The sequence below is a fragment of the Streptomyces sp. NPDC059452 genome (assembly GCF_042750035.1).
Classification (GTDB): domain Bacteria; phylum Actinomycetota; class Actinomycetes; order Streptomycetales; family Streptomycetaceae; genus Streptomyces.
The window spans coordinates 41,015-63,159 of record NZ_JBHYVE010000005.1; the positions used below are offsets into that span (position 1 = coordinate 41,015).

At 70.2% G+C, this 22,145-nt stretch carries 24 protein-coding genes and 3 pseudogenes; 10 read left to right on the forward strand and 17 right to left on the reverse strand.

What is annotated here, in order from left to right:
• Nucleotides 1-160: 160 nt before the first annotated feature.
• The 6 genes from ACFW9Z_RS09600 to ACFW9Z_RS09625 all read right to left on the reverse strand — a co-directional run bounded on the left by ACFW9Z_RS09600 (nt 161) and on the right by ACFW9Z_RS09625 (nt 4,240).
• The gene (locus tag ACFW9Z_RS09600) at nt 161-1,276 is read right to left on the reverse strand and encodes a hypothetical protein (protein ID WP_384636960.1); all 1,116 of its coding nucleotides are present in this window, start codon (nt 1,274-1,276) and stop codon (nt 161-163) included.
• Complete coding sequence (locus ACFW9Z_RS09605; RefSeq protein ID WP_384636963.1) at nt 1,273-1,581, reverse strand: helix-turn-helix domain-containing protein; 309 nt, start codon at nt 1,579-1,581, stop codon at nt 1,273-1,275. Before ACFW9Z_RS09605 ends, ACFW9Z_RS09600 begins: the two co-directional genes overlap by 4 nt.
• A complete protein-coding gene (locus ACFW9Z_RS09610) occupies nt 1,578-2,324 on the reverse strand; it encodes a hypothetical protein (protein WP_384636967.1) in 747 nt (248 codons plus the stop codon). Before ACFW9Z_RS09610 ends, ACFW9Z_RS09605 begins: the two co-directional genes overlap by 4 nt.
• Complete coding sequence (locus ACFW9Z_RS09615; protein ID WP_384636971.1) at nt 2,315-2,602, reverse strand: hypothetical protein; 288 nt, start codon at nt 2,600-2,602, stop codon at nt 2,315-2,317. The genes ACFW9Z_RS09610 and ACFW9Z_RS09615 overlap by 10 nt, the downstream gene beginning before the upstream one ends.
• Complete coding sequence (locus tag ACFW9Z_RS09620; RefSeq protein ID WP_384636974.1) at nt 2,599-3,390, reverse strand: hypothetical protein; 792 nt, start codon at nt 3,388-3,390, stop codon at nt 2,599-2,601. Before ACFW9Z_RS09620 ends, ACFW9Z_RS09615 begins: the two co-directional genes overlap by 4 nt.
• 115 nt (nt 3,391-3,505) lie before the next feature.
• On the reverse strand, nt 3,506-4,240 hold the full coding sequence (locus tag ACFW9Z_RS09625; RefSeq protein ID WP_384636976.1) for a Crp/Fnr family transcriptional regulator: 735 nt from the start codon (nt 4,238-4,240) through the stop codon (nt 3,506-3,508).
• A gap of 432 nt (nt 4,241-4,672) precedes the next feature.
• Here ACFW9Z_RS09625 and ACFW9Z_RS09630 point away from each other — a divergent pair, with 432 nt between their 5' ends.
• Nucleotides 4,673-4,921: a hypothetical protein gene (locus tag ACFW9Z_RS09630; protein WP_384636979.1), complete on the forward strand. Its 249-nt coding sequence runs from the start codon at nt 4,673-4,675 to the stop codon at nt 4,919-4,921.
• Complete coding sequence (locus tag ACFW9Z_RS09635; RefSeq protein WP_384636982.1) at nt 4,918-5,319, forward strand: DNA-binding protein; 402 nt, start codon at nt 4,918-4,920, stop codon at nt 5,317-5,319. The genes ACFW9Z_RS09630 and ACFW9Z_RS09635 overlap by 4 nt, the downstream gene beginning before the upstream one ends.
• A 326-nt stretch (nt 5,320-5,645) precedes the next feature.
• Here the strand turns inward: ACFW9Z_RS09635 and ACFW9Z_RS09640 are convergent, their stop codons facing one another.
• The 4 genes and pseudogenes from ACFW9Z_RS09640 to ACFW9Z_RS09655 all read right to left on the reverse strand — a co-directional run bounded on the left by ACFW9Z_RS09640 (nt 5,646) and on the right by ACFW9Z_RS09655 (nt 9,098).
• On the reverse strand, nt 5,646-6,203 hold the full coding sequence (locus tag ACFW9Z_RS09640; RefSeq protein WP_384636985.1) for a flavoprotein: 558 nt from the start codon (nt 6,201-6,203) through the stop codon (nt 5,646-5,648).
• Nucleotides 6,200-7,124, reverse strand: a pseudogene (locus ACFW9Z_RS09645) (transcriptional regulator); the annotation flags it as partial. The pseudogene ACFW9Z_RS09645 and the gene ACFW9Z_RS09640, both read right to left, overlap by 4 nt.
• Before the next feature lie 19 nt (nt 7,125-7,143).
• A pseudogene (locus tag ACFW9Z_RS09650) lies at nt 7,144-8,108 on the reverse strand (IS5 family transposase).
• Between the two features lie 114 nt (nt 8,109-8,222).
• The gene (locus tag ACFW9Z_RS09655; RefSeq protein ID WP_384636988.1) at nt 8,223-9,098 is read right to left on the reverse strand and encodes a LysR family transcriptional regulator; all 876 of its coding nucleotides are present in this window, start codon (nt 9,096-9,098) and stop codon (nt 8,223-8,225) included.
• A 70-nt stretch (nt 9,099-9,168) separates the two neighbouring features.
• On the opposite strand from ACFW9Z_RS09655, the gene ACFW9Z_RS09660 reads away from it, so the two are divergent.
• Complete coding sequence (locus tag ACFW9Z_RS09660) at nt 9,169-9,534, forward strand: nuclear transport factor 2 family protein (RefSeq protein WP_384636991.1); 366 nt, start codon at nt 9,169-9,171, stop codon at nt 9,532-9,534.
• Between the two features lie 248 nt (nt 9,535-9,782).
• On the opposite strand, the pseudogene ACFW9Z_RS09665 reads toward ACFW9Z_RS09660, so the two are convergent.
• Nucleotides 9,783-10,013: pseudogene (locus ACFW9Z_RS09665) on the reverse strand (helix-turn-helix domain-containing protein); the annotation flags it as partial.
• A 203-nt stretch (nt 10,014-10,216) separates the two neighbouring features.
• On the opposite strand from ACFW9Z_RS09665, the gene ACFW9Z_RS09670 reads away from it, so the two are divergent.
• Complete coding sequence (locus tag ACFW9Z_RS09670; protein ID WP_384636993.1) at nt 10,217-10,543, forward strand: ATP-binding protein; 327 nt, start codon at nt 10,217-10,219, stop codon at nt 10,541-10,543.
• A 337-nt stretch (nt 10,544-10,880) separates the two neighbouring features.
• Nucleotides 10,881-11,540, forward strand: a complete 660-nt coding sequence (locus ACFW9Z_RS09675; RefSeq protein ID WP_384636995.1) for an SMI1/KNR4 family protein — start codon at nt 10,881-10,883, stop codon at nt 11,538-11,540.
• 437 nt (nt 11,541-11,977) lie between these two features.
• Here ACFW9Z_RS09675 and ACFW9Z_RS09680 read toward each other — a convergent pair whose 3' ends face one another.
• Entirely contained in the window at nt 11,978-12,187 is a 210-nt protein-coding gene (locus tag ACFW9Z_RS09680) for an SDR family NAD(P)-dependent oxidoreductase (protein WP_384636998.1), read from the reverse strand.
• Nucleotides 12,184-12,306, reverse strand: coding sequence for a hypothetical protein (locus ACFW9Z_RS09685; protein ID WP_384637001.1), 123 nt, complete (start codon nt 12,304-12,306; stop codon nt 12,184-12,186). Before ACFW9Z_RS09685 ends, ACFW9Z_RS09680 begins: the two co-directional genes overlap by 4 nt.
• Before the next feature lie 510 nt (nt 12,307-12,816).
• On the opposite strand from ACFW9Z_RS09685, the gene ACFW9Z_RS09690 reads away from it, so the two are divergent.
• Nucleotides 12,817-13,572 carry an SDR family oxidoreductase gene (locus tag ACFW9Z_RS09690; RefSeq protein WP_384637004.1) on the forward strand — a complete coding sequence of 252 codons (756 nt, stop codon included), beginning with the start codon at nt 12,817-12,819 and terminating at the stop codon, nt 13,570-13,572.
• Nucleotides 13,573-13,697: 125 nt separating this feature from the next.
• Nucleotides 13,698-14,528: an aldo/keto reductase gene (locus ACFW9Z_RS09695; protein ID WP_384637007.1), complete on the forward strand. Its 831-nt coding sequence runs from the start codon at nt 13,698-13,700 to the stop codon at nt 14,526-14,528.
• Nucleotides 14,529-14,602: 74 nt separating this feature from the next.
• Here the strand turns inward: ACFW9Z_RS09695 and alc are convergent, their stop codons facing one another.
• A complete protein-coding gene (alc, locus tag ACFW9Z_RS09700) occupies nt 14,603-15,724 on the reverse strand; it encodes an allantoicase (protein ID WP_384637010.1) in 1,122 nt (373 codons plus the stop codon).
• Between the two features lie 121 nt (nt 15,725-15,845).
• Entirely contained in the window at nt 15,846-17,189 is a 1,344-nt protein-coding gene (gene allB / locus ACFW9Z_RS09705; RefSeq protein WP_384637013.1) for an allantoinase AllB, read from the reverse strand.
• Between the two features lie 378 nt (nt 17,190-17,567).
• On the opposite strand from allB, the gene ACFW9Z_RS09710 reads away from it, so the two are divergent.
• Entirely contained in the window at nt 17,568-18,365 is a 798-nt protein-coding gene (locus tag ACFW9Z_RS09710; RefSeq protein WP_384637016.1) for an IclR family transcriptional regulator, read from the forward strand.
• A 10-nt stretch (nt 18,366-18,375) separates the two neighbouring features.
• On the opposite strand, the gene ACFW9Z_RS09715 is transcribed toward ACFW9Z_RS09710, so the two are convergent.
• Together ACFW9Z_RS09715 and ACFW9Z_RS09720 are read right to left on the reverse strand one after the other, a co-directional pair.
• Nucleotides 18,376-19,056: an ABC transporter ATP-binding protein gene (locus ACFW9Z_RS09715; RefSeq protein ID WP_384637019.1), complete on the reverse strand. Its 681-nt coding sequence runs from the start codon at nt 19,054-19,056 to the stop codon at nt 18,376-18,378.
• Complete coding sequence (locus ACFW9Z_RS09720) at nt 19,053-20,135, reverse strand: ABC transporter permease (RefSeq protein ID WP_384637022.1); 1,083 nt, start codon at nt 20,133-20,135, stop codon at nt 19,053-19,055. Before ACFW9Z_RS09720 ends, ACFW9Z_RS09715 begins: the two co-directional genes overlap by 4 nt.
• A gap of 110 nt (nt 20,136-20,245) precedes the next feature.
• Here ACFW9Z_RS09720 and ACFW9Z_RS09725 point away from each other — a divergent pair, with 110 nt between their 5' ends.
• Together ACFW9Z_RS09725 and ACFW9Z_RS09730 are read left to right on the forward strand one after the other, a co-directional pair.
• A complete protein-coding gene (locus ACFW9Z_RS09725) occupies nt 20,246-21,481 on the forward strand; it encodes a sensor histidine kinase (RefSeq protein ID WP_384637024.1) in 1,236 nt (411 codons plus the stop codon).
• Nucleotides 21,478-22,116, forward strand: coding sequence for a response regulator (locus tag ACFW9Z_RS09730; RefSeq protein ID WP_384637027.1), 639 nt, complete (start codon nt 21,478-21,480; stop codon nt 22,114-22,116). The genes ACFW9Z_RS09725 and ACFW9Z_RS09730 overlap by 4 nt, the downstream gene beginning before the upstream one ends.
• The last annotated feature ends 29 nt before the right edge of the window (nt 22,117-22,145 follow it).

Here is a 22,145-nt window from a genome sequence, read left to right on the forward strand (position 1 = left end):
CCATCTCAGAACGCGAATTCGACTCTCGTCACCCGCTCCACACTAAAGCCCCAGGTCGGATACCTGGGGCTTTTCGGTGTTAGGACCTGCTCGCGGCCCGCCGAGATCGTGTCGCCCGATTCAGCCGCTGGACCACGACGGAACCGGGGACCGTCCTCGGTCAGATCAACGCGCGGGCTCTGCGCTCCCAGTTCGCGATCCGGGCCATCACGCCACTGACCTGCTTGACCGCGGCCGTGAGGTCCCGGCCCGGGCCCCGCAGTTCCCGGCTCATCTTCACCAGCCACCGCATACCGACCTCGATCTCTCCGAGGACGCCGACCACCTCGTGGGTGGACTCGGCGGTACTGATCATCTGCTCCAGGAAGCCCGTCGCCGAACCGGCGCGCTGCTCAGGCGGCATCACCTCGATGACGTCGAACGCCGCCTGGACCGCCGCGTCCATCTCGACCATCTGCCCGGCGAAGCGGGTGCATGCCTCCCGGAGACCGGAGGCCGGCTCGGCCATCGACCTGGCCAACTCGGTCATCGCCGGCAGCCACGCGCTCATCGGCGTCCCCGGCTGGGCAGCCCGCTCCATCACGGGCCCGATCTGCTGGGTGGCTTCGGCGATCTCCGACATGAACCCGGTGATCGCCTCCGTGGTCTCGCCGATCGCCTCCGTCTGCGCCTCCACCCGGGCGAACCGGTCGAACAGTCCGGGGGCCTCCAGGTCGTCCGGCTCCGCCTCGGCCACCGCCTCCGGCGGCGACGCCGTCGGCAGTCCGAACAGGATCCGGGCCGGGGTCAGCGGCTCGAACCGGTTGTCCAGGGCACCCTTCAGCGCGGTCTCCAGATCCCGCCGCGCCTTGACCAGACCGCTCCGGCTGCGCTTGAACATGATCGTCCGGATCAGCGAGAGATCGAACGGCAGCTGCCCATGCTCGCCGAGGTGGATGATCGGTTTGCCCGTCAGGTGCCGGATCCCGAGCTCGTAGGTGACGTTCGCGTTGCCTCCGGTGAGGTCGGCGATCACGATGTCGTCCTGCAGCACGTGGCGGCAGATCTGCTCGGTGATCTCACCTGTATCGGCGATCCCGTCCGCCCTGACCGGGACGATGCCGTGCCTGGCGCAGGCGGGCAGGATCACCTTCTCGTAGATCTCCAGGTTCTCCTCGTACGCCAGGAGTTCCGGGCTCCCGTCCGGAGCATGCTCGTTGCCGATGGGCGCGATGACGAAGCAGGTCGTCATCGGCGGATCCTCGGGCTTCGGCTCTGTGACGGCCACGATGCTCATACGTAGTCCTCCGTTTCGAACTCCGTTGCGGGATAGCACTGTTCCTGGAAGTCGGCACCGGCTCGCAGATCGGCCGGGTAGATGGGGCGCTCCTCGATCCCGAGCGCCCGGAGCAGGTCGGCGGTAGGGATCCGGTACTGCCACCCGAGGCGTAGGAACCGGCAGGGGAAACCGCCCTGGCGAATGAGCTTGTACGCGGTGGCGGGGCAGAGCCCGAGCGCCTGGGCGGCGGTGCGCAGGTCGACGACCAGCGGCAGGTCGAACGCCTCGCCGAACGACAGCCAGGTCCTGGAACGCGTGGTCATCGCCGCCCTCCTGCCGGACGCAGCGACAGGGTGCCGATGCGGCTGCCCTCGCTCGGACGCCGTGCCCGGTGCACGATCTCTCCGAGACCCAAGTAGCCTGCCAGCTCGCCCAGTCGGAAGCTCTCCAGCCGATCAGGTGCGACACTGAACCGCACGGTCGCCGACAGGCCGTCCGGCCGGGCGGGCGGCGACACCCGCAGCTCCCAGCCGTCGTGCCAGTCGCGAGTCAGCGACTCCGCGGGGGACTCCACGGAGAGATGAGCGGCGGCCAGCGCCCCGACGTCCGCCACCGGCCGCTCCCGAGTGCGGGCCCGGGCGAACGCCCAGACCCGGTTGATAGTGGGGCGCAGCAGTGCGCGGCCCGCCTCCCGGGTCCGCGGGTCCACGTCCGCGAGTACTGTCAGGAGGGCGAGCAGTGACTCGGCTTCGAGCTCCCGCCGGTCGATCGGCCACCGGATCGCGATCCGGTGGAGGGTGCGCCGCATGGCGGGCAGGGCCAGCCAGAGCGCCAGCAGCCGTTCGGATCCTGCCGCGCCGGTGTCGCGCCGCGCCGCGTCAACTGCCTCGCGCCAGATCTCCTCGCGAAGCCGCGGATCCGACGGCCTGGTGTACAGCACCCGCCGGGCCGTCAGGGCGGAGAGCCGGGTCGGGCCCTCGGCCGTGATGACCGGGAAGGGCAGTTCAGCGAGCCGGAATCGGTGCTCCAGCACATCGAACACCCGGTTGTAGGGGATCAGTCCCATGGTGAACCTCCCGAATCGTCACCCATGCTGTCCACGATGCGTGAGCAGGCCCGGGCGATCCGGTGCAACTCCTCGCGCAGCGTCTCGTAGGGGACCGGCGAGAAGCCGGCCGTGTACCGCCGCGTGCTCGCGGCGGAGCGGTGGTCGCAGGCGGCGGCGTAGTAGTACACGTCGCCGGTCCGGCCCTGGACGGAGAGGCCCCGGGTGTCCTGCTGACGGTTGCCGCCTGCCGCGTTCCTGCATGAGGCGCAGCCTCCGGCGGGCGGAACGTAGTTCATCGGCCTGCCCCGCCGGGCACCACACCGTGGACGACGGACCCATGGATCACGCCCTGGACGGCAGTGCCGTGGACGTTCTGCTGGACAAAGCTCGGCCGTTCCGCCTCCGCCGCTCGCGCCGGGGGCTGCGGTCCGCCCTCCGGCGTGTCCAGCCAGGGCTCCCCCGCGTCCTGCGGATCCACACCGGGCAACCGGACCCAGCCGTACCCGGCGAACCCCTTCTGCTCGACGTGGATACGGCGGTACTGCTCCGGGTCGTGTCCGTGGAACCGCAAGCGCACCACGTCCTGGTAGAGCCGGTCGGAGATCACCACGGCCAGGCTCGCCGACCCGGCAGCCGCCAGGGCCCGCTTCACCTCGGGTGCGTTCAGATAGCGGGCCACAGCGATCGGGGCGGGGCCGGAGAAGCCCAGGGCGGCGGTGGCGGCCACGCCGGTGTCGATGGCCAGCCGAAGCCGTATCCGCCCGGCGGTCCGGCGGGTGGCGTTGTAGCCTCCGAGCTCGGCCGCGAGGTGGGTGACGTACTCACCCAGCACCACCTGCTCGGAAGTGCCCGCCGGGAGAACTGCGAACTCCATGTCGCCCTGCGGCTGGACGGACCACCTACCGTGGTCCAGCCCGCTGCGTTCGGCTGCCGTCCTCAGCACCCGGGCGAGCTGGGCCTGCGCGGTCCGCTGGCCCGGGGTGTCGAAGCGGCTGTACTGCTCGATGTCCGCGGCCAGGCAGAGGCGGCGGTCGTCATTCGGCCAGGGCCCGTACCCTGACCGGACGGTCGGCTGCGACGTCATGTGAACCATCACCTACTCGATGAGTTCGGATAGTCGGTGGTGCTGGTCGCCAACTGTGCTGCCGACGCGTCGAGCTCTCCGGAGAGGCCGCAAAAATGCGGGATGGCGGTTCCTGTCAGCGGCCGATCGGCGGCAAAAGCCCGATCGCTCGGAGGCGGTCCACCTTGAGCACCGCCATCTCGCGGTTCCTGATCCTCACGACCCCTGCGTCACGGAGCCCCGCCATCTCCTGCTGCACCGCCCTCTCTCCTGATCCGATGAGCGCGGCGAGTTCGGCCTGCGTGAGCTCGACGCAGATCAGAGTGTGCGAACCGAGGGGCTCCCCGTGGTTCTCGGCAAGTTCGGCGAGCGCCCGGGCGAGCCGTACGCGAACCGGGAACTCGCCGAACACGATGCGCCAGGAATTCGCGCTGTGCAGGCGACGGTTGCTGAGTCGCATGATGTGAAGGGTGGTCTCGGGATACTTGCCGAGAAACTTCTGCACCGCTCGGCGTTGGATGACGTGTACATCGATGTCCTCACCCGCCGTCACCGTGGCCGACCTGGGCGCGCCGTCGATCACGGCCATCTCTCCGACCACGTCTCCGCCGGCCCGAATGGCGATCAGGGCTTCATGCCCGTTATTACGCTTCCTGGTCACCTTGACGTAGCCGGTCTCCAGGAGCATCAGGCAATCGCCCGGTGCCCCTTCCACGAGGATCTTCGCTCCGGGCGGATACTGCCGCGGGGAACCGATACTCAGGAGTTCCTCCCTGGCTTCCTCCGACAGGCTGCCGAGGAAGCGGGAGGGCTGCCGCTCACCGAAGCCATACGTACCGCGCTGTGCTGTCCTCTGGGTCGCACGCTCCATACCCCACCTCGTGGTCGAGTCCAAGTGCCTTCCTGACCAGGGAATCAGGCCCGGATTCGAGCGGACAGAGCGTGCGAGGAGCAACCGACGTGGTACGTGTGCATGGTACGGCGCGTCCGGGCGAGGGACTCCGACGGTCTCCCCAGGCGTTCGTGCAGGGGCGGCATCGTGCGTCCGCTACCGCGTCCCGTCGGCCTCTTCCGGTACAGCACGAGTGCTTCCTCCCCGTCTCCACACCTCACGCACAAGGACCGTCGCACTGCGTCGACTCAGGATCGATACACGCCTCTCCCTGTACCACGTGGCCGGAGTCGTGTTTTCGAGGTAGCCACCACAGCCCTTTCGCTTAGCCATCAGGAAACCGAAGCTTGCACCCGCGAGCAGTCAAAGCACCGCACAGCCACATCTCGCATACTCCAGTATGCTTGCTTTATGTCTTCAACGACTCGCATCACCGTCACGCTCCCCAGTGACCAGGTGGCGGAGCTCCGCAAGCTCACGGACAACGTCTCCGGCTACGTGGCGGAAGCCGTAGCCCGCCAGATCCGGCACCAGCTCCTGGGCGACGACCTCCGCCGTCACGAGGAGGAGCACGGACCCTTCAGCGAGGAGGAGCTCGCCGAGGCGCGCGGGAAGATCTTCGGTTCCGCCGGCACCTCCAAGGGCACGGACGCCGCGTGAGCGAGCGCATCGAGACCGTCGTCCTGGACTCGGAAGGGCTCTCCGCCTGGATCGCGCAGGACCGCAAGCTCCTCGCGATGCTGCAGGTCTTCCACGACATGGGGGCCGACCTGGTGATCGGGGCGAACGCCATCGTGGAGGTCAGCCACTCCCGTACCAACATGCCTCGCCTGAGCTGGGCCCTGTCCCGCGTCAAGGTGGAGCCGGTCACCGAGCAAGCGGCGAAAGCAGCAGCGGAACTCCTCAAGGGCGCCGGGCTGCACGGACACAAGTACGCCATCGACGCAACAGTCGCCGAGGTCGCACTGCGCCAGCCGAAACCCGTCGCCCTCCTGACCTCCGACAGCGACGACATGACCAAACTCTGCGGCAACCAGGTCCGCATCATCCCTCTCTGACCCACCGGCCCGCCCGAAGCACGCACCGCGGCAGGGACCGTCGCGCTGCAAATCCCCGTGCCCCACTTCGTGCCCGGCAAAGCGGACAACAACGGTCAGGTACGGCTTCCAGAGAGCATGGCAATCCAGGCTTCCTCACGGAAAGAGCAGGTCATATACCCTCCAACGGCGCAGGCGCCGGTGACTCCCAGCCTTAGAGCGCGAGTTCGACTCTCGTCACCCGCTCTTCGATGAAGGCCCCGGTCAACGACCGCGGCCTTTCTGTGTCGTCTGGACCTGATCAGGAACTGCGCATCGCCTCTGCACCACGGTTCCGGCACAGGTGATCACGCCTCCGTGGACAGCTTGGGTACCAGCAGGTCCAGCGCTTCCTCCCAGTGGAAACGGTCCACCCCGCCGCCGTCCTTGGGAGAGTGGGGTTCGTAGGAACCGATCAGGATGCCCATGCCTCGCAGCTTCTGCAGGCTCTCGGCGTACGCGGGGTGGGCCGCCTGGGCGGCGTTCACGTACGGCAGCACGGCGGTAGGTACGCCCAGGCCGTACGACTCGCACAGGATGCCCAGCGCCAGCGTGTCCGAGATGCCGGCCGCCCACTTGTTGATCGTGTTGAACGTCGCCGGTACGACAGCGATGGCGTCCGGGGGTGGAAGGGGGCGCGGGTCGGTGGGGGCCCGCCAGGCCGAGCGGATCGGGTAGCCGGTCTGTGCTTCGACGGCCGGGGCGTCGATGAAGCCCAGCCCCTGAGGGGTGGCAACGACCCCCACTTCCCAACCGGCCTCCTGAGCTGCCGAGATCAGTCGGCCGACATCACCGGCGATGCCCGCCGCGCACACGACGACGTACAGAAACGGCTTGCCGGTCTCGTGCCCGGACTGATCGCTCACGCGGGGACTCCCAGTTGGCGGCTGAAGTGATGCAGTTCAGGCAGCGTACGACGACGGTCGCGAGCGGCCATGTCCGCGACCAACTCACGGATGGCCGGACGTCGGATGTCCTGCGCAGCGCAGCTCTCGGCGATGCGCAGCGCCTGGTATCCGTCGGCGAGCCGGCCCTGCTGGCTGTGGGCACGCGCCGTTTCGACCCAGAGCCGCCCGTCGTTCGGGGGCGGGGATGTGCCGATGCATGAGGGGACGCGCGGCCTCCAGGGCAAGCCCGGCGTCCCCGAAGGCAACGGCCGCGCTGACCTCGTGCAGGGAGACGTTCGTCGGGCTGAAGTTGGCCCAAGCGTCGGGGCGGTCGAGCGCGACGTGGCGAGCGACTTCCTTGGCCTCGGTGAGGAAGTCGTGGGTGGCGGAACGATCGCCGCCACCGCTCGCGGCGGTGACCCCGCGCAGCAGGAGCAGGCCGAGGGCCGCCAGGTAGCGCGGGGAACGTTGGTCGTAGGCGCCTGCCAGCTGGTCGGCGGTGTGGCGGACGAGCGTGATGGCCTGCGATGTGTGCCGCTCCCGGGCCAGCAGGTGGGTGTGAACGCGCACACTGGAGGCCAGGACGACGGGGTCGCCGCTACGCTCCGCCCCCGCCATGGCACGTCCGACCGCCAGCCACGCGTTGCCGTGGTCTCCCCGCTTCAGAAGCAGGCTGGCCGAGGTCTGGTAGGCAGTGGCCAGCAGCCCTGCGGCTTCGTCCGAGCGTGCTGCCGCGTTGCGGAGGTCGGTGATCAAGGACGGAAGCGTGCCCTCAAGTCGGGTGTAGTCGCACGCGTAGAACAGTCGGCGAACCTCTGAAATGCGCTCACCAAGCTGAGGAAGGTCTTGGTCCTCATCCTGTGAGGGAGGGATAGGACCTGGGAGAAGTGCTTGGACTAGGGCCCGTATTTGGTCGTGATCAAGTGGTGGTTTTACTGAGGTCCTTGATCCAGATCATCGAGGCGCGGAGCTGGAGGCCGGCGAGGTAGCTTTCGGGCGTCTTGTCGAAGCGTGTGGCGATGTCCCGCCATGCCTTCAGCTTGTTGATCAGGCGCTCGATGGTGTTCCGTTCCTTGTAGAGCTCGGCGTCGTAGGTGAGGGGCCGACCACCCTTACTGCCCTTCTTCTTTCGGTTGGCGGCTTGGTCCCGCTTTTCGGGGATGACGGCCTTGATATTTCGTTTGCGCAGGTGGGCGCGGTTGCCGCGCGAGGAGTATGCCTTGTCGCCGGCGACTGTGTCAGGCCGGGTGCGGGGGCGGCCGACAGGCCCGCGGACCCGGATCTTGCTTAGCACGGGGATGAACTGCGGGCTGTCGGCGGCTTGCCCCTCGGTCAGGATGATTGCCAGCGGGCGGCACTTGCGCTCCCCGGCTATGTGGACCTTGCTGGTCTGCCCGCCTCTGGACCGTCCGAGCAGGGCCGCCTTCAGGCGGATCTTGCGTCTGCGTCGGACGCGTCGCCGCTCATTTCGTTCCGGGTCGCCTGCGGAGCCTTGTCCGTCTTGTCTCTTCGGGCCGCCCCCTTTTGCCGGGCCTTCTCCGCCTCCTCGGCGGCCTTCTCCAGGTCGGCGAGCGTGTCGGGGTCGAGGTGCATCCCGGCGGCGTCGTGGTGGGCCCGGACGGTAGTGGAATCCACACTGACCAGCGAGAAGTCCACCTCACCCCGCTTCGCGGCCTCCGCGGTTGCGCCCTCCAGCAATGCCTCGAATACCCCGGCGTCCCTCCACTGCCGGAACCGGTTGTGGACCGTGGACCAGGCCCCGAACTCGCTCGGCATCTCCCTCCACTGGCCGCCCGTCCGGAACCGCCAGATCACACCCTCGAACTGCTGCCGCAGCCGCTCGGGATACGGGCCGTAGCTGCCGATCGGCAGGAAAGGTCTTATGAATTCTCACTCCGCATCCGTCATTTGGGGTCGCGTCACGCAACCGGCATACCGGATCAAGTTCCAGCGGGGGAGAGGGTCCCGCGGATTGATCACCTTTCGACACACGCATGCCTATCCGGCTTGCAGCGCGGCGAGGAGCCTGGTTCGCAGGAGCTGCGCGGCTGGAGGGTGCTGGCCTTGGCGGGTGATGAGTCCGAGCCGGGCATGCGTGGCGGCGTCGGTGAGCGGGATTGCCTGCAGGCTGAAGCCTTGTGTGGAGGACGCGCTGAGGATGGCGACGCCCGCGCCGCGCTCGGCGAGGCGGAGCAGGGTGACTGGAGAGCTGGCGTCGATGTCCACGCGTGGGCGGAGACCGATTTTGTGGCAGGAGTCCTCGTAGGCGGCGCGGATGCCGGTTCCTGGGCAGAGGCAGAGAATCCTCTCGTCCCGTAGGTCGCGCAGGCGCAGGTCCGGCCGGTCGAGGGGGTGCCCTGCGGGGACGGCTGCGATGATCGGCTCGTCGATGACGATGCTCGCCTCCAGGCCAGGGGCGACGCTGCCCGCGTAGCCGATCAGGGCGAGGTCGAGAGAGCCAGCGAGGACCTGGGCCTGGAGGTCGTCGGAGTAGCCCTCGTGGAGGCTGACCTCGATGCCTGGGTGGGTGTGGCCGAGGTCGGCGATGGTGTCGAGGAAGGCGGGGATCGAGCATCCCATGATCATGCCGAGGCGGACCCGGCCGCGGAGCGCGTCGGCGAACTCGGCGGCGGTGTGCTTGATGGCCTCGAGAGTGGCGAGGGCGTTTTTCGCGAGGGGGAGAACAGCCTCGCCGGCCGGGGTGAGACGGATTTGACGGCCGGAGCGGTCGAGCAGTTGTTGCCCCAGTTCCAGCTCCAGCTTGGCCACTTGGGTGCTGATGCCGGACTGGCTGACATGCAGACGATGGGCGGCAGCGGTGAAGGTGCCCTCGTCCACGATCGCGGCGAAGTAGCGCAGCTGGTGCATCTCCATATTCAGTGATGATAGATGCCATCAAATTCATCTGTTGGACGGATGGGTCAGATGGCTGAAGGATGGAGGCATGACGACGAGGACTGCTCGAGAGCTTGCCGAGACCTACTTCACCGCCTGGGAGGCGGGCGACCTGGACACCTTGCGGGGGGTGCTGGCCGAGGATGTCGACTTCGTCGGAACGCTGGGAACGGCATCAGGGGTAGACGAGGCGCTCGCCGGGTTGAAGGGGCTCGGGCGTGTTCTGGAGAAAATCGACGTGAAAGTGCGGGTAGCGGAAGGTGATGAGGTGATCACCTGGTTTGACCTGCACACAAGCGTTGCGCCACCTACTCCGATAGCGAACTGGATGCATGTGGCGGACGGAAAGGTGACCCAGATCCGGGTCACCTTCGACCCCCGGGCACTGCTGGCGGGATTCGAGGCGCAGAACTGAGCGAGGAAGATCCGGACACCAAATTGATCAAGACTCGATACGCGCCCTAGTGCTCCGCTGCCGACGTGGGAAGGGGCGGCGGGTACCGCCAAAGTGGCCAAGCTCGCGGCGAGGAATTTGCGGCGATGCATGTCATCTGTCTCTGGTTCGAGGTTCCTGGCGTCGGGGACGTCGGCAAGGCCGACGGAGGCTAACGGGATGCCCAGTTCCCGGGCGGCGGCACGTAGCACCTGGGAGTCCTCAGTGCCTTTGCCCTGTTCGAGGCGGCTGATCTTCGACTGGTGATAACCGAGCGCGGTGGCCACGTCGGCCTGGGACCGCCTGGCCAGCACACGGGCGCGACGCAGCACTTCGCCGAGCCGTTTCGCCTCGTCGTACGCATCAGCCATCTGTGCCACGGCTCCTCTCGCCGTCGCTCGATCCTGCCCGCCGAAGGAGCCTAATTCACAACTCATTTGGCGGTTATGCAGCTTCTGCATAAAACATGCCGACCACGCACCCGAGCTGGTCCGCGTACCACCCCGGACGGTTTCTTGGTGGAGCCGAACTCGACCGGAAGGCGCCTTGTGAAACCGCACTGCTTCAGTTTTCCCGTCCCCAGCACGGCATACGCCGTCAGCGATGCCAGACACCAGGTGGTCGCAGGCGGGCCCGGCTGGGGGTTCCGTGCCGAAGGGGCGACATGGCGGAGACCCTGGCGCTGGTGGCCAGCGAGCTGCTGACCAATGCCGTGCAGCACGCAACCCAGGGCCCGATCTCCGTGACCGTGCGGTTGACCGACGACAGGGTCCGGATCGAGGTCTGCGACGCCAGCTCCGTACGCCCGAAGGCCGGCCTGCCGGGCCCGGACGACGAGCACGGCCGCGGCCTGTTCATCGTGACCGCCCTGGCCCTGGATCACGGCATCGAGACCAGTGGCTCCGGGAAGCGGTGCTGGGCCGAGATTCCGGCTCACACCCATCCTCCGCGTCCTGATGCGGCAGTCCACGTACTGCTTCCGAGGAGATGACCATGCCCACCACACAGATCAAGTGCGCCCTAGCCATACAGCCCGCCCAAGGGAAAAAGCGCAGTTCAAGGCCCCCTCAACTAGCCAAGCACCGCTGATTCCCAAGCTCAGAGCGCGAGTTCGATTCTCGTCACCCGCTCTTTGATGAAGGGCCGGGTTAGGGACCTGGGCCTTCGTCGTACAGATCTCTCAGCTCGTACGGTCGGCAAGTCGGCCGACCTGCTTCTCCGTCGCAAGCGATCGCACCGGCCACGGCAAAGGACAGCGTGCGCCGAGCATTCGCGCTCCGGAGATAAACCCCGTGTCGGTGCGGTGCGTGTCTCACTAACGTGTGCTCATGCATGAGGTCACGTGGGTGGGGGTGCGGGAGCGGGTTCTCCGGCTCGCCGAACACTCGGAATCAGACAAGGTATTCGGCGCGCGGGGTCACGGCTTTCGCCTCGGTCCGGTCATGAGCGAGGAGCAGCTCCGGGCGGTGGAGGCGGACCTGGGCGTCGGTCTGCCCGCGCAGTATCGGAGCTTTCTCCTCCATGTCGGAGCAGGTGGGGCCGGTCCCCACTACGGCTTGATGACACCGTCCTTGGGCGACGGTGGGTGGCAGTGGCGCGGCATCGGGCTCGCGTTCCCCGCCCAGCCGACCACCGCCGAGTTCGCCGGGCGGCCCTTCGTGGCCGAGGTGTTGCAGGGTGAGCTCGACGCGCTCGACGAACAGGAGCCCGTGAAGGACGCCTTCGCGACCGACGAGGAGTTCCGTCATGCTCACGCGGCCTGGGACGCGCGCTACGAGGAGCTGCATGACGCGCAGGAAGCGGGCGCGGTGTTCCTCAGCGAGCAGGGATGCGGCTATACGTCGCTGCTGGTGATGACAGGCCCGCACCGGGGCGCCATCTGGGAGGATCTGAGACCGATGGACCGGGGCATCGAGCCGACCGGACACGGCTTCGCGCACTGGTACCGAAACTGGCTCGAACGCGCCGAGCAACAGCTCGATACCTGACAGGGTGACGACGATGCAGTACGGCGAACGCCACGAAATGCACAACTGCGCGGACTGCGCTCCGCCCGCACCGCGTAGCAGCGCACCCATCAGCGAGTGGGGGGCTGGCCGGCAGCCGTGATCATCATCCACGCGAGCGGCAAGGCACACCTTCCCGGCTGCACGCACATCGTCCCGGCCGATATCCGGCCACCCTGCTACGGCTGGGTACTCACCCCATCCCCCGGGGCCTGGCGCCGCCTCGCGCCCTCCAGCCCGCTCTGCGCCACCCAAGGCAACACCAAACGGGAGGCCATGAGCCGCTGCGAGAGCTGCGGCGCGACGCAATAGGGACGCGGCTCGATGTCTGGGGGGAGAGAGAACCTGTCCGTTCAGGCTCAGCTGGCCCTGCCCCATCCGTGCCCAGTAGAGCGGACAACAGCGGTCAGGTTCGATCCTCAGAGCCCGCATCCCGTACAGGCCCCGCGCTCGCGGGCGAGGGAGCGGGGCTGCCCGAGCGGCCCTGCCTTCGCGGTGCTGTACGCGACGAGGTTCGTCCGGGCGGCTCGGGCGTTGACGCTCCCGAAGTTCGGGATCCGGCCCCAGCGGCGTTCCGCCATGCCGGGAGTGAAGGCGTGGCAGGTGCGGTGGTGGGCGGTGAGGTTCACGTCGAGCGTCGAGCATCGAGATGTCGAGATATCGAGATGTCGATGGGGCTGATCTCGGCGCGGATGAGGTCGGCCATGGTCTGGGCGGAGCCTGGATCGGTCAGGTCGGCGTTCTCCATGCGCGCTCGAAGGCGGTGAGGAGGGCGCGGGTGTTGGAGTCCTGGCCGAGGTGGTTGACCGCGACGGTTGCTCCGGCGGTGGCGAGCGCCCGTCCGATCCCGGCGCCGGTGCCGGTGGCCCCGCCGGTGACGACGGCGTTGCGGTCTTGGAGCGGCCGGGGCTGGAGAGGGGGGTCGCCAGCAGGGGCAGGGATAGAGGTATTGCTGCTCCGTTCGCCGGGGTGGTGTAGGCGAGGGAGGGGCCTGTGTGGTGGTTAAGAAAGTGTTGAGCGTCGTGAGCGGGTCCACCAGGACGAGTAGGAGGTTGTGTCCGGTCCGTCGGGAGGACGGGATGCCCCCGAGGATGACGATTCCGATGCTTTGATCTGCCTGTTTCCTGAGGGGCCGACAGGGGTGGGGGCGGCGGCGGTCACGTGGCGTCCGATTCCCGCCGGTCATCGGGGCTCCCGGCGACTTTGCTGGTTTCTGTCGCCGGATCGGCGGCGCTCCCCCAGCAGCGAGGAACCCACCATGTCCAGCACCACCATCACCGCCCCCGCGCGCCGGGCCGCCCTGGTCACCGGAGGCAGCCGCGGTATCGGCGCGGCCATCGCCCTGCGGCTTGCCGAGGCGGGGGCGGACGTCGCCATCACGTACGTACGGGACGAGGAGGCCGCCCGCGCGGTCGTGGCGAAGATCGAGGGGGTGGGGCGGCGCGGGGTGGCCCTGCGCAGCGACGCGGCCGATGCCGGGGCGGCGGGGCGCGTGGTCCATGAGGCGGCGGACGTGCTCGGTCGGCTCGATGTGCTGGTCAACAACGCGGGCATCGGTGTCCTCGGCCCGATCGCGGCGCTGTCGGATGCCGAGGTCGACCGGGTCCTGGCCGTGAACGTGCGGGCCGTCTTCCTCGCCTGCCGGGCGGCGGCGGACCGGCTGGCCGACGGCGGCCGCATCGTCTCGGTCGGCAGCGCCCTGAGCCGGTACGTGGGCGGGCCCGGCTCGACGCTCTACGGGATGAGCAAGTCCGCCCTCGTCGGGCTGACCAAGCCGCTGGCCCGGGAGCTGGGGCCGCGCGGCATCACGGTGAACCTGGTCCAGCCCGGCCCGGTGGACACCGACCTCAACCCGGCGGGCGGGCCGCTCGCCGAAGGGCAGCGGGCGGCCACCGCCCTGGGCCGGTTCGGTACGGCGGAGGAGGTGGCCTCCCTGGTGGCGTACCTGGCTGGCGCGGAGGCCGCGTACATCAGCGGTACGGAGTTCGTCGTGGACGGCGGCCACGCGGCCTGAGCCGCACCCCCGGCCCCCGGAAGCTCCGGTTCCGTCGAGCTGCCCCGTCCCGGCCGCCCGCCTACGCTGGCCGGGGCGGGGCAGACGTGACCGAGGCAGGCCCGACCGGAAGGACAGTGCGGACCATGGGCGACGTACCCGTTCATACGCTCAACGACTCCACCACCCTGCCGGCGGTGGGGCTCGGCACCTACCCGCTGGACGACACGGAGGCGGAGGAGGCGGTCGCCGGGGCCCTGGGGCTCGGTTACCGGCTCGTCGACACGGCCCTGAACTACGGCAACGAGACCGGTACCGGCCGCGGCATCGCCCGCAGTGGTGTCCCGCGCGAGGAGATCCGTCTCACCACGAAGGTGCCCGGCCGGCATCAGGGGTACGGGGAGACACTGGCCTCGTTCGAGGAGTCGCGGGCCCGGCTGGGCGTCGAGTACGTCGATCTGTATCTGATCCACTGGCCGCTGCCTCATGTCGACAAGTACGTCGAGACCTGGAAGGCGATGATCAGGCTCCGCGAGGACGGGCTCGTCCGCTCCATCGGCGTCTCCAACTTCACCGCCGCCCATCTGGAGCGGCTGGAGCGGGAGACGGGCGTGCTGCCGTCGGTGAACCAGATCGAGATGCACCCGCTGCTCCCCCAGGAGGAGTTGCGGGCCGTGCACGCGACGAAGGGCATCGTCACGGAGGCCTGGAGCCCGCTGGCCCGGGGCCGTGAGGTGCTGGAGGACCCGTCCACGGTGGCCATCGCCGAGGATCACGGGGTGACCCCGGGGCAGGTGGTACTCCGGTGGCACACGCAGGTGGGTGCGGTGCCGATCCCGAAGTCGGCGGACCCGGGGCGGCAGCGGGAGAACCTGGACCTGTTCGGCTTCGAGCTGACGGCCCAGGAGCTGACCACGATCGCGTCGGGGCGGCAGCGGCGGTTCGGCGGGGACCCGGACACGCACGAGGAGTTCTGAGGGACGGTGGACAGGCCCGTGTGTGCCACCGCGATCCCCCTCCGATCGCGGTGGCGCCCACCGGCCCCCCGATGTCAGCCGCCCAGCTCCCGGTGGCGGGCCGCCAGCGCGTCCGTGCCGCCCTCGGTGAGGGACCCGTACAGCCGGAGCCGTGAGATCCCGCCGTCCGGGAAGATGTCGATCCGTACGTGGGTGGCGCGCACCGGCCCGTCCAGGACGAAGCGGTGGTTGGTGTCCGGCTGGAGCCGGGTCCGGGGCAGCACTTCCGACCAGTCGCCGTCCTCGCCGTCCCGTACCGAAAGGCTTGCCCAGCCCGCCGAGTTGCCCTTGAGGTAGGCCGTGTCGATCTCGACGGCCCGGATCTCGGACTGCGCGGCCAGGCGGTAGCGGATCCAGTCGTTGCCTCGGTCGCGTCGGCGGCGGGTCTCCCAGCCGTCGTCCATCTTGCGCGAGCGCCCCGGCTGGATGGTGTTGGTGGCCGGGGAGTAGAAGCGGTCGGAGGCGTCCTCGACCTGGCCGCCGTTCTCCAGGGCGGCCAGGTCGAACGTACCCAGCGCGCTCAGCCAGGCGGGGTCCGGGGCGACCTCTCCGTACACGCGCAGCCGGGCGATCCCGCCGTCCGGGTGCTGGTTGATGCGCAGGTGGGTGAAGCGCTGCTCGGCGTCGACGGCGAAGCCGTTGGCCGCGTGGCCGCCGACCGGGGTGCGCGGGACGAGGGTCGTCCACTTCACGTCGGGGGCGAGGAGGTCGTCGGGGGACGGGGAGCCGGAGAGGGATGCGCCCTCCACGGAGACGGCCTGCGGGTAGTTGCCCCGGAAGTGGGCGGTGTCCAGGACGATGCCCCGGATGACACCGGGGGCGCCGAGCCGGACGAGGGCCCAGTCGTGGTCGTCGGGGGTGGGGTGCGGCTCGGCGGCGCTGACCCCGCGTCGGCGGCGGGTCTCCCAGCCGTCCATGATCTTGCCCTTGTGGCCGAAGTGCTCCGGGTCGAAGACGGCCGGCTCGGGCTTCAGCAGGTTCTCGCGCTCGGCGAAGAACTCGTCGTTGGCGGCGATGACCCCGGCGCCGAGGCGGCGGTCGGCCAGGTCGACGAGGTGGGCGAAGGGGAAGTCGGCCGTGCGGTGGTCGGCGTAGGGGTCGCCGCCCGCGTACGGGCGGGCGTCACCGGTGAAGCGGGGTATCGCGGCGTCCGTCATGGGTCAGGGTTCCTTTCGGGCAAGGGCAAGGTGGGTGGTCCCGGTGGAGGAGGAGAAGGAGGAGGCGGCGGCCGGTGGGACGGTCAGTGCTCCCGTACGAGAAGGCGGCCAGCAGGCACGGTCAGTGGTCCCGTTCCAGGAGGCGGCCGGTGGGCTCCGCGAGGACGCCGTCGGCCGCGATGCGGACACCGCGCAGCCAGCTGGAGCGCACCACGCCGTGCAGGGTCTTCCCCGCGTAGGCGGTGACCTGGTTGCGGTGGAAGAGTTCGGCGGGGTCGACGGTGAAGGTCGCCTCGGGGGCGAGGACCGCGAAGTCGGCGTCCCGTCCGGCCTCGATGGCGCCCTTGCGGCTCAGCCCGGCGAGCTCGGCCGGGGCGGCGGACATCCAGCGGGCGACGTCGTCCAGGGAGTGGCCGCGCCTGCGGGCCTCGGTCCAGATGGCGGGCAGGCCGAGCTGGAGGGAGGAGATGCCGCCCCAGGCGGAGGCGAAGTCCGGGGTCTTGAGGTCGGTGGTGCAGGGCGAGTGGTCGGAGACGATGCAGTCGATCGTTCCGTCGGCGAGCCCGGCCCACAGGGCGTCCTGGTTGGCGGCCTCGCGGATCGGCGGGCAGCACTTGAACTCGGTTGCCCCGTCCGGGACTTCCTCGGCCGTGAGGGTGAGGAAGTGCGGGCAGGACTCGACGGTGACACGGACGCCCTCCCGCTTGGCGGCGGCGATCAGCGGCAGGGCGTCGCTGGAGGAGAGGTGCAGCACGTGGACCCGGGCGTTCAGCCGCTTGGCATGGGCGATGAGCCCTTCGATCGCGGTGTTCTCGGCGTCGCGCGGGCGGGAGGCGAGGAAGTCGGCGTAGGCGGGGCCGGGGCGCTGTGGGGCCTCGGCGAGGTGGTGCGGGTCCTCGGCGTGGACGATGAGCAGTCCGCCGAATCCGGCGATCTCCGCCATGGAGCGGGCCAGTTGCTCCTGGTCCAGCTCGGGGAACTCCTCCACCCCGGAGGGCGAGAGGAAGCACTTGAAGCCGAAGACCCCGGCCTCGTACAGCGGGCGAAGGTCCTTCACGTTGGAGGGGATCGCACCGCCCCAGAAGCCCGTGTCGACGTGTGCCTTGGGGGCGGCGACCTGCTGCTTGATCCGCAGGTTCCCGGCGGTGGTGGTCGGCGGGAGGGAGTTGAGCGGCATGTCCAGGAGCGTGGTGATGCCGCCGGCCGCCGCCGCGCGGGTGGCGGTCCAGAAGCCCTCCCACTCGGTGCGGCCGGGGTCGTTCACATGGACGTGGGTGTCGACCAGGCCGGGGAGCAGGACGTCGTCGCCGAAGTCCTCCAGCCGGGCGCCCGGGGGCACCTCGGTGTCGTACGGCAGGACCGCGTCGATGGTGCCGCCCGCGACGGCGACCGTCGCGGGGCGGGTGCCCTCGGGGGTGACGACGCGCGTCGAGCGCAGTACCAGGTTCACGTCCGGACCGGACACCCGTGCTCCTTCACTCAAAGTCACTCAAGGAGTGATCACGACCAAGGGGATGATCGCAACAGGAATTCAACGAACTGTTGAAGTTGCCGAGGAGTCTTCACCTGGGAATCACCCTCGTCAAGACCCCACTTTCCTCCGGGGGCGGTCGGCGGACCACCCGGACATCCCTACTGGAGATTTCCACAAAGTAGAAGTCATATTTCGGAGAGCGGAACGTAGCATGGGCCAGGAAAGGCAGCACCGCACCACGGCGCCGACCGTCGGCACCCGGACAAAACAGCCCCTGACCGGCACGGACGCGGTCCGGTCGACTGTGGGCCGATCGGGAAGCGCCCGGTAGGCTGCTGCCTTGCCTTCCGCTTCGAAAGGACCGTTGACGTGCCGCCGTCCCACGCCAGCACAGCCGACTCCAAGCCCTCCGGTGCCAGCGGCGGGGTGCAGTCCCTCGAACGCGCCTTCGACCTGCTGGAGCGGATGGCCGACGCCGGGGGTGAGGTCGGGCTGAGCGAGCTCTCCGCGAGCAGCGGCCTGCCCCTGCCGACGATCCACCGGCTGATGCGCACGCTCGTCGTCTGCGGTTACGTACGCCAGCAGCCCAACCGCCGCTATGCGCTGGGCCCCCGCCTGATCCGCCTCGGCGAGTCCGCCTCCCGGCTGCTCGGCACCTGGGCCCGCCCCTACCTCCAGCGGCTGGTGGAGGAGACCGGCGAGACCGCGAACATGGCGCTGCTGGACGGCGACGAGATCGTGTACGTGGCCCAGGTGCCGTCCAAGCACTCCATGCGGATGTTCACCGAGGTGGGCCGCCGGGTCCTCCCGCACTCCACCGGCGTGGGCAAGGCGCTCCTGGCCGACACCCCGGCCGACGAGGTCCGCGCGCTGCTCGCCCGCACCGGGATGCCGGCCGCCACCGAGAAGACGATCACCACCCCGGAGGGGTTCCTCGACGCGCTGGAGCAGGTGCGCCGGGCGGGGTACGCGGTGGACGACAACGAGCAGGAGATCGGGGTCCGCTGCCTGGCGGTCTCCGTACCGAACTCCCCCACCTCGGCCGCGATCTCCATCTCGGGACCGGCGGGCCGGGTGACGGAGGCGGCGACCGAGCGGATCGTGCCGATCCTCCAGCAGGTGGCGGGGGAGCTGTCGGACGCACTGGCCAGCAACGGAGCGAACTGACCTCGGGGGTTCAGACCCCCGCCGGTACGGTCAGCCGCCCGTCGTCCATCGTCACCGTGCGGTCCATCCGGTCCAGGTGGGCCCGGTCGTGCGTGACCAGCACCGTGGCGGTGGCGCGCTCCCGGGTCAGGGTGACCAGCAGGTCCAGCACGGCCGCCCCGCGCTCGTGGTCGAGCGCGCTGGTCGGCTCGTCGACGAGCAGGACCTCGGGCTCGTTCATCAGGGCCCGCGCTATGTTGATCCGCTGGCGCTGGCCGCCCGACAGCTGGTGCGGCCGCCGGTCCGCGCGGTCGGCCAGACCCACCGCGTCCAGCAGCTCCAGCGCCCGGCGGCGGGCTTCCCGGGCCCGGCCGCCGGACAGGTGGCACATCACCTGGAGCTGTTCGGCGGCGGTGAGCGAGGGCAGCAGGTTCGGCTGCTGGAACACGATCCCGATGTGGTCCCTGCGCAGGGCCGCCCGCGCCGCCGGAGTGAGCGGGCCCGTCCTCGTACCGGCGACGACGACCTCGCCGGAGTCCGGGGTGACCAGGGTCGCGGCGGCGGCGAGCAGGCTGGACTTGCCCGATCCCGACGGCCCGACGACGGCGGTGAGCGTGCCCGCCGGAACCTCCAGCGAGACCCGGTCCAGGGCGGTGAGCCGCCCGTCGCCGTCCGGGTAGGTGAGGGTCACATCGGTGAGGGTGAGCGTCATCGGGCACTCCCGAGTGCGGTGAGGGGGTCGACGGCGGTGATCCGCCGGATGGAGAGGGCGGCCCCGAGGGCGCCGAGGGCGATCATGATCACTGCGGGCACCAGGACGGTCGCGGCGTCCAGCACGAACGGCACCGGCCCCCCGTCGATCAGGACCCCGGCCCCGGCGGCGAGCGCGGTCCCCAGCCCCGTACCGAGGGCGAGCATCACCACGGCCTGCCCGAGGGCGTCCCGCAGGAGGTACGGGGTGGAGGCGCCGAGCGCCTTCAGTACGGCGATGTCACCGCTGCGCTGGATGGTCCAGACGGTGAAGAAGGCGCCGATGACCAGGGCGGAGATGGCGAAGAGAAAGCCGCGCATCAGTTGCAGGGAGCTGTTCTCCGCCTGGTAGGAGCCGATCGCGGTGAGGGAGTCGTCGAGGGAGAGCGTGCGGGTGTCCGCCACCTCGTCCCCGGCCGCCAGGTCGGCGGAGCCGGTGGTGGTCAGGGCGATCACGGTGGCCTGTTCGGCGGGCCCGGCGCCGTCGTGGCCGATGTGCTGCCAGTCGTCGAGGGTGGTCCAGACGACGGGCGTGTGGCTGTACGAGACGTCTCCCGCGACGGCCGCCACCTCGCGCTCCGCCCGGCCGAGCGCGATCCTGTCCCCGGCCGCCGCGCCCAGCTCCTCGGCCGCCTTCTCGGAGAGGACGACCTTCCCCGGGCCGATCCCCGCCGGAGCCAGCGTGCCGTCGGGCTCGACGCCGAAGGCCGACACCGCCGCCCTGCGGTCTCCGGGGGCGGTGGCGTTCAGGGTCCGGATGCCCAGCGGCTGGGCGGCCTCGACCCCCGGGCGGTCGGCCCAGGCCCGCCAGTCGTCCTCGCGGACGGTCGAGTTGGCGAAGGACACCGACTGGTCGCCCGGCGGGGCGGCGAACGCGAGGTGGTCGGCGTCCAGACCGGTGACGGCCGAGATGTTCTCCCGGGCCAGGCCCGCCGTCAGGCCGGACAGCAGGCCCACGAGCAGCGTGATCAGGACCACGACCGAGCCCATGAGCGCGAACCGGCCCTTGGCGAACCGAAGGTCTCTCCATGCGACGAACATGGGTCCATCGTCGGTGGTCCGGGGCGGGGAAACATCGCGCGGGGGGCGGTTGGCAGATCAACCTTTCGATTGACCGCCGCCGCGAGGGCCGCCGCTACGCTGGACGAACCATGGATTCGCGTTCGCACACCCACGTCACCGCTGCCCTGCGGCTCTGCCTGCACGCGCTGCTGACGGGCCTGCTGGCCCTGGTGGCGGTGCGCGCGGTGGGCGAGGGCGCGCCGCACGCGGGGGCGGTGGTGGCGCTGACGGTGGTGATGGCGGGGGTGTACGCGGCGGGGGCGATCGCGGGGACGCCGGTGCGGGCCGGAACGGGGGCCCGCGCCGCCTCCGTACGGCCCGGGACCAGGAGCGCGGCCCTCTGGCTGGCCGGGCTCTGCGCCCTGTGGCTCGCGCTGCTCGTCCTCTCGGCGGACGCCCTGTGGGTGGCCTTCCCGCTCTACTTCCTCCAGCTGCATCTGCTGCCCACCCGCTGGGGCGTACCCGCCGTCGTCGTCACCGCGGCCGCCGCGATCACCAGCTTCGTCGTGCACCGGCAGGAGATCGCGCCGGGCGCGTTCATCGGCCCGCTGCTCGGTGCGGCCGTCGCCATCGCCACGGTCCTCGGGTACGACGCGCTGTTCCGGGAGAGCGAGCGGCGCCGGGAGCTGATCGTGGAGCTGGTCGCCACCCGGGCGGAGCTGGCCGAGGCGGAACGTACCGCGGGCACCCTCGCCGAGCGCGAGCGCCTGGCCCGGGAGATCCACGACACGCTCGCCCAGGGCCTCTCCAGCATCCAGCTCCTGCTGCGCGCGGCCGAGCGCACGCTGCCCGAGGACGCGCCCGCCGCCGCGCACGTCCGCGCCGCCCGGGAGGCCGCCCAGACCAACCTGGCCGAGGCGCGTTCCTTCGTACGGGCGCTGACGCCGCCGGACCTGGAGCACGGTTCGCTGGCGGCGGCGCTGGAGCGGCTCTGCGCCCGGACGACCGGGCCGGACCTCACCGTACGGTTCGCGGTCAGCGGTACGCCGGTGGAGCTGCCGACCCCGTACGAGGTGGCGCTGCTGCGGACCGCCCAGTCGGCGCTGGCCAACACGGTGCGGCATGCGAGGGCGGGCCGGGCGGAGATCACCCTGAGCTTCATGGACACCTCGGTGGCGCTGGACGTCGTGGACGACGGCCGGGGCTTCGACCCGTCGGCGGCGCCGGTGGACGAGCGCGGGGACGGCGGTTTCGGGCTGCCCGCGATGCGGTCGCGGGCGGCCACACTCGGCGGCACGCTGAGCGTGGAGTCGGCGCCGGGGCAGGGCACGGCGCTGGCGGTCACACTGCCGGTGGCGGCCCCGGCCGAGGAGCGTGCCGCGTGAAGGACGCCATCCGGCTGCTGCTCGCGGACGACCATCCCGTCGTACGGGCAGGGCTGCGCGCGGTCCTGGACACCGAGCCGGACTTCCGCGTCGCGGGCGAGGCGGCCACCGCCGAGGAGGCCGTGGCGCTGGCGGCGGCGGGCGGCTTCGACGTCGTCCTGATGGACCTCCAGTTCGGTCCGGGCCCCGGAATGCACGGCTCCGAGGCCACGGCGGCGATCACCGCCGTCCCCGAGGGCCCCCGGGTCCTGATCCTCACCACGTACGACTCCGACGCGGACATCCTGGCGGCGGTGGAGGCGGGCGCGAGCGGCTATCTGCTCAAGGACGCGCCCCCGCAGGAGCTGGCTGCGGCGGTGCGCACGGCGGCGGCGGGCCGCTCCGCGCTCGCGCCCTCGGTGGCGCACCGGCTGATGGACCGGATGCGTACGCCCGCCGAGGCGCTGACCCGGCGGGAGCTGGAGGTGCTGCAACTGGTCGGGGAGGGCCTGTCGAACCTCCAGATCAGCAAGAAGCTGTTCCTGAGCCAGGCCACGGTGAAATCCCACCTGGTGCACATCTACGCGAAGCTGGGTGTGGACTCGCGTACGTCGGCGGTCGCGGCGGCGACGGCCCGCAGGCTGATCCGCCGCTGAGCCCGGCCGGGGCCGGGGTGCGCGGGGTG

Excerpts from the sequence above, each read along its gene's own strand:
- ACFW9Z_RS09600 (WP_384636960.1), bottom strand. The coding sequence starts at position 1,276 with ATGAGCATCGTGGCCGTCACAGAGCCGAAGCCCGAGGATCCGCCGATG.
- ACFW9Z_RS09605 (WP_384636963.1), bottom strand. The coding sequence starts at position 1,581 with ATGACCACGCGTTCCAGGACCTGGCTGTCGTTCGGCGAGGCGTTCGAC.
- ACFW9Z_RS09610 (WP_384636967.1), bottom strand. The coding sequence starts at position 2,324 with ATGGGACTGATCCCCTACAACCGGGTGTTCGATGTGCTGGAGCACCGA.
- ACFW9Z_RS09615 (WP_384636971.1), bottom strand. The coding sequence starts at position 2,602 with ATGAACTACGTTCCGCCCGCCGGAGGCTGCGCCTCATGCAGGAACGCG.
- ACFW9Z_RS09620 (WP_384636974.1), bottom strand. The coding sequence starts at position 3,390 with ATGACGTCGCAGCCGACCGTCCGGTCAGGGTACGGGCCCTGGCCGAAT.
- ACFW9Z_RS09625 (WP_384636976.1), bottom strand. The coding sequence starts at position 4,240 with ATGGAGCGTGCGACCCAGAGGACAGCACAGCGCGGTACGTATGGCTTC.
- ACFW9Z_RS09630 (WP_384636979.1), top strand. The coding sequence starts at position 4,673 with ATGTCTTCAACGACTCGCATCACCGTCACGCTCCCCAGTGACCAGGTG.
- ACFW9Z_RS09655 (WP_384636988.1), bottom strand. The coding sequence starts at position 9,098 with ATGGAGATGCACCAGCTGCGCTACTTCGCCGCGATCGTGGACGAGGGC.
- ACFW9Z_RS09660 (WP_384636991.1), top strand. The coding sequence starts at position 9,169 with ATGACGACGAGGACTGCTCGAGAGCTTGCCGAGACCTACTTCACCGCC.
- ACFW9Z_RS09670 (WP_384636993.1), top strand. The coding sequence starts at position 10,217 with ATGGCGGAGACCCTGGCGCTGGTGGCCAGCGAGCTGCTGACCAATGCC.
- ACFW9Z_RS09675 (WP_384636995.1), top strand. The coding sequence starts at position 10,881 with ATGCATGAGGTCACGTGGGTGGGGGTGCGGGAGCGGGTTCTCCGGCTC.
- ACFW9Z_RS09685 (WP_384637001.1), bottom strand. The coding sequence starts at position 12,306 with ATGGAGAACGCCGACCTGACCGATCCAGGCTCCGCCCAGACCATGGCC.
- ACFW9Z_RS09690 (WP_384637004.1), top strand. The coding sequence starts at position 12,817 with ATGTCCAGCACCACCATCACCGCCCCCGCGCGCCGGGCCGCCCTGGTC.
- ACFW9Z_RS09695 (WP_384637007.1), top strand. The coding sequence starts at position 13,698 with ATGGGCGACGTACCCGTTCATACGCTCAACGACTCCACCACCCTGCCG.
- alc (WP_384637010.1), bottom strand. The coding sequence starts at position 15,724 with ATGACGGACGCCGCGATACCCCGCTTCACCGGTGACGCCCGCCCGTAC.
- ACFW9Z_RS09715 (WP_384637019.1), bottom strand. The coding sequence starts at position 19,056 with ATGACGCTCACCCTCACCGATGTGACCCTCACCTACCCGGACGGCGAC.
- ACFW9Z_RS09720 (WP_384637022.1), bottom strand. The coding sequence starts at position 20,135 with ATGTTCGTCGCATGGAGAGACCTTCGGTTCGCCAAGGGCCGGTTCGCG.
- ACFW9Z_RS09725 (WP_384637024.1), top strand. The coding sequence starts at position 20,246 with ATGGATTCGCGTTCGCACACCCACGTCACCGCTGCCCTGCGGCTCTGC.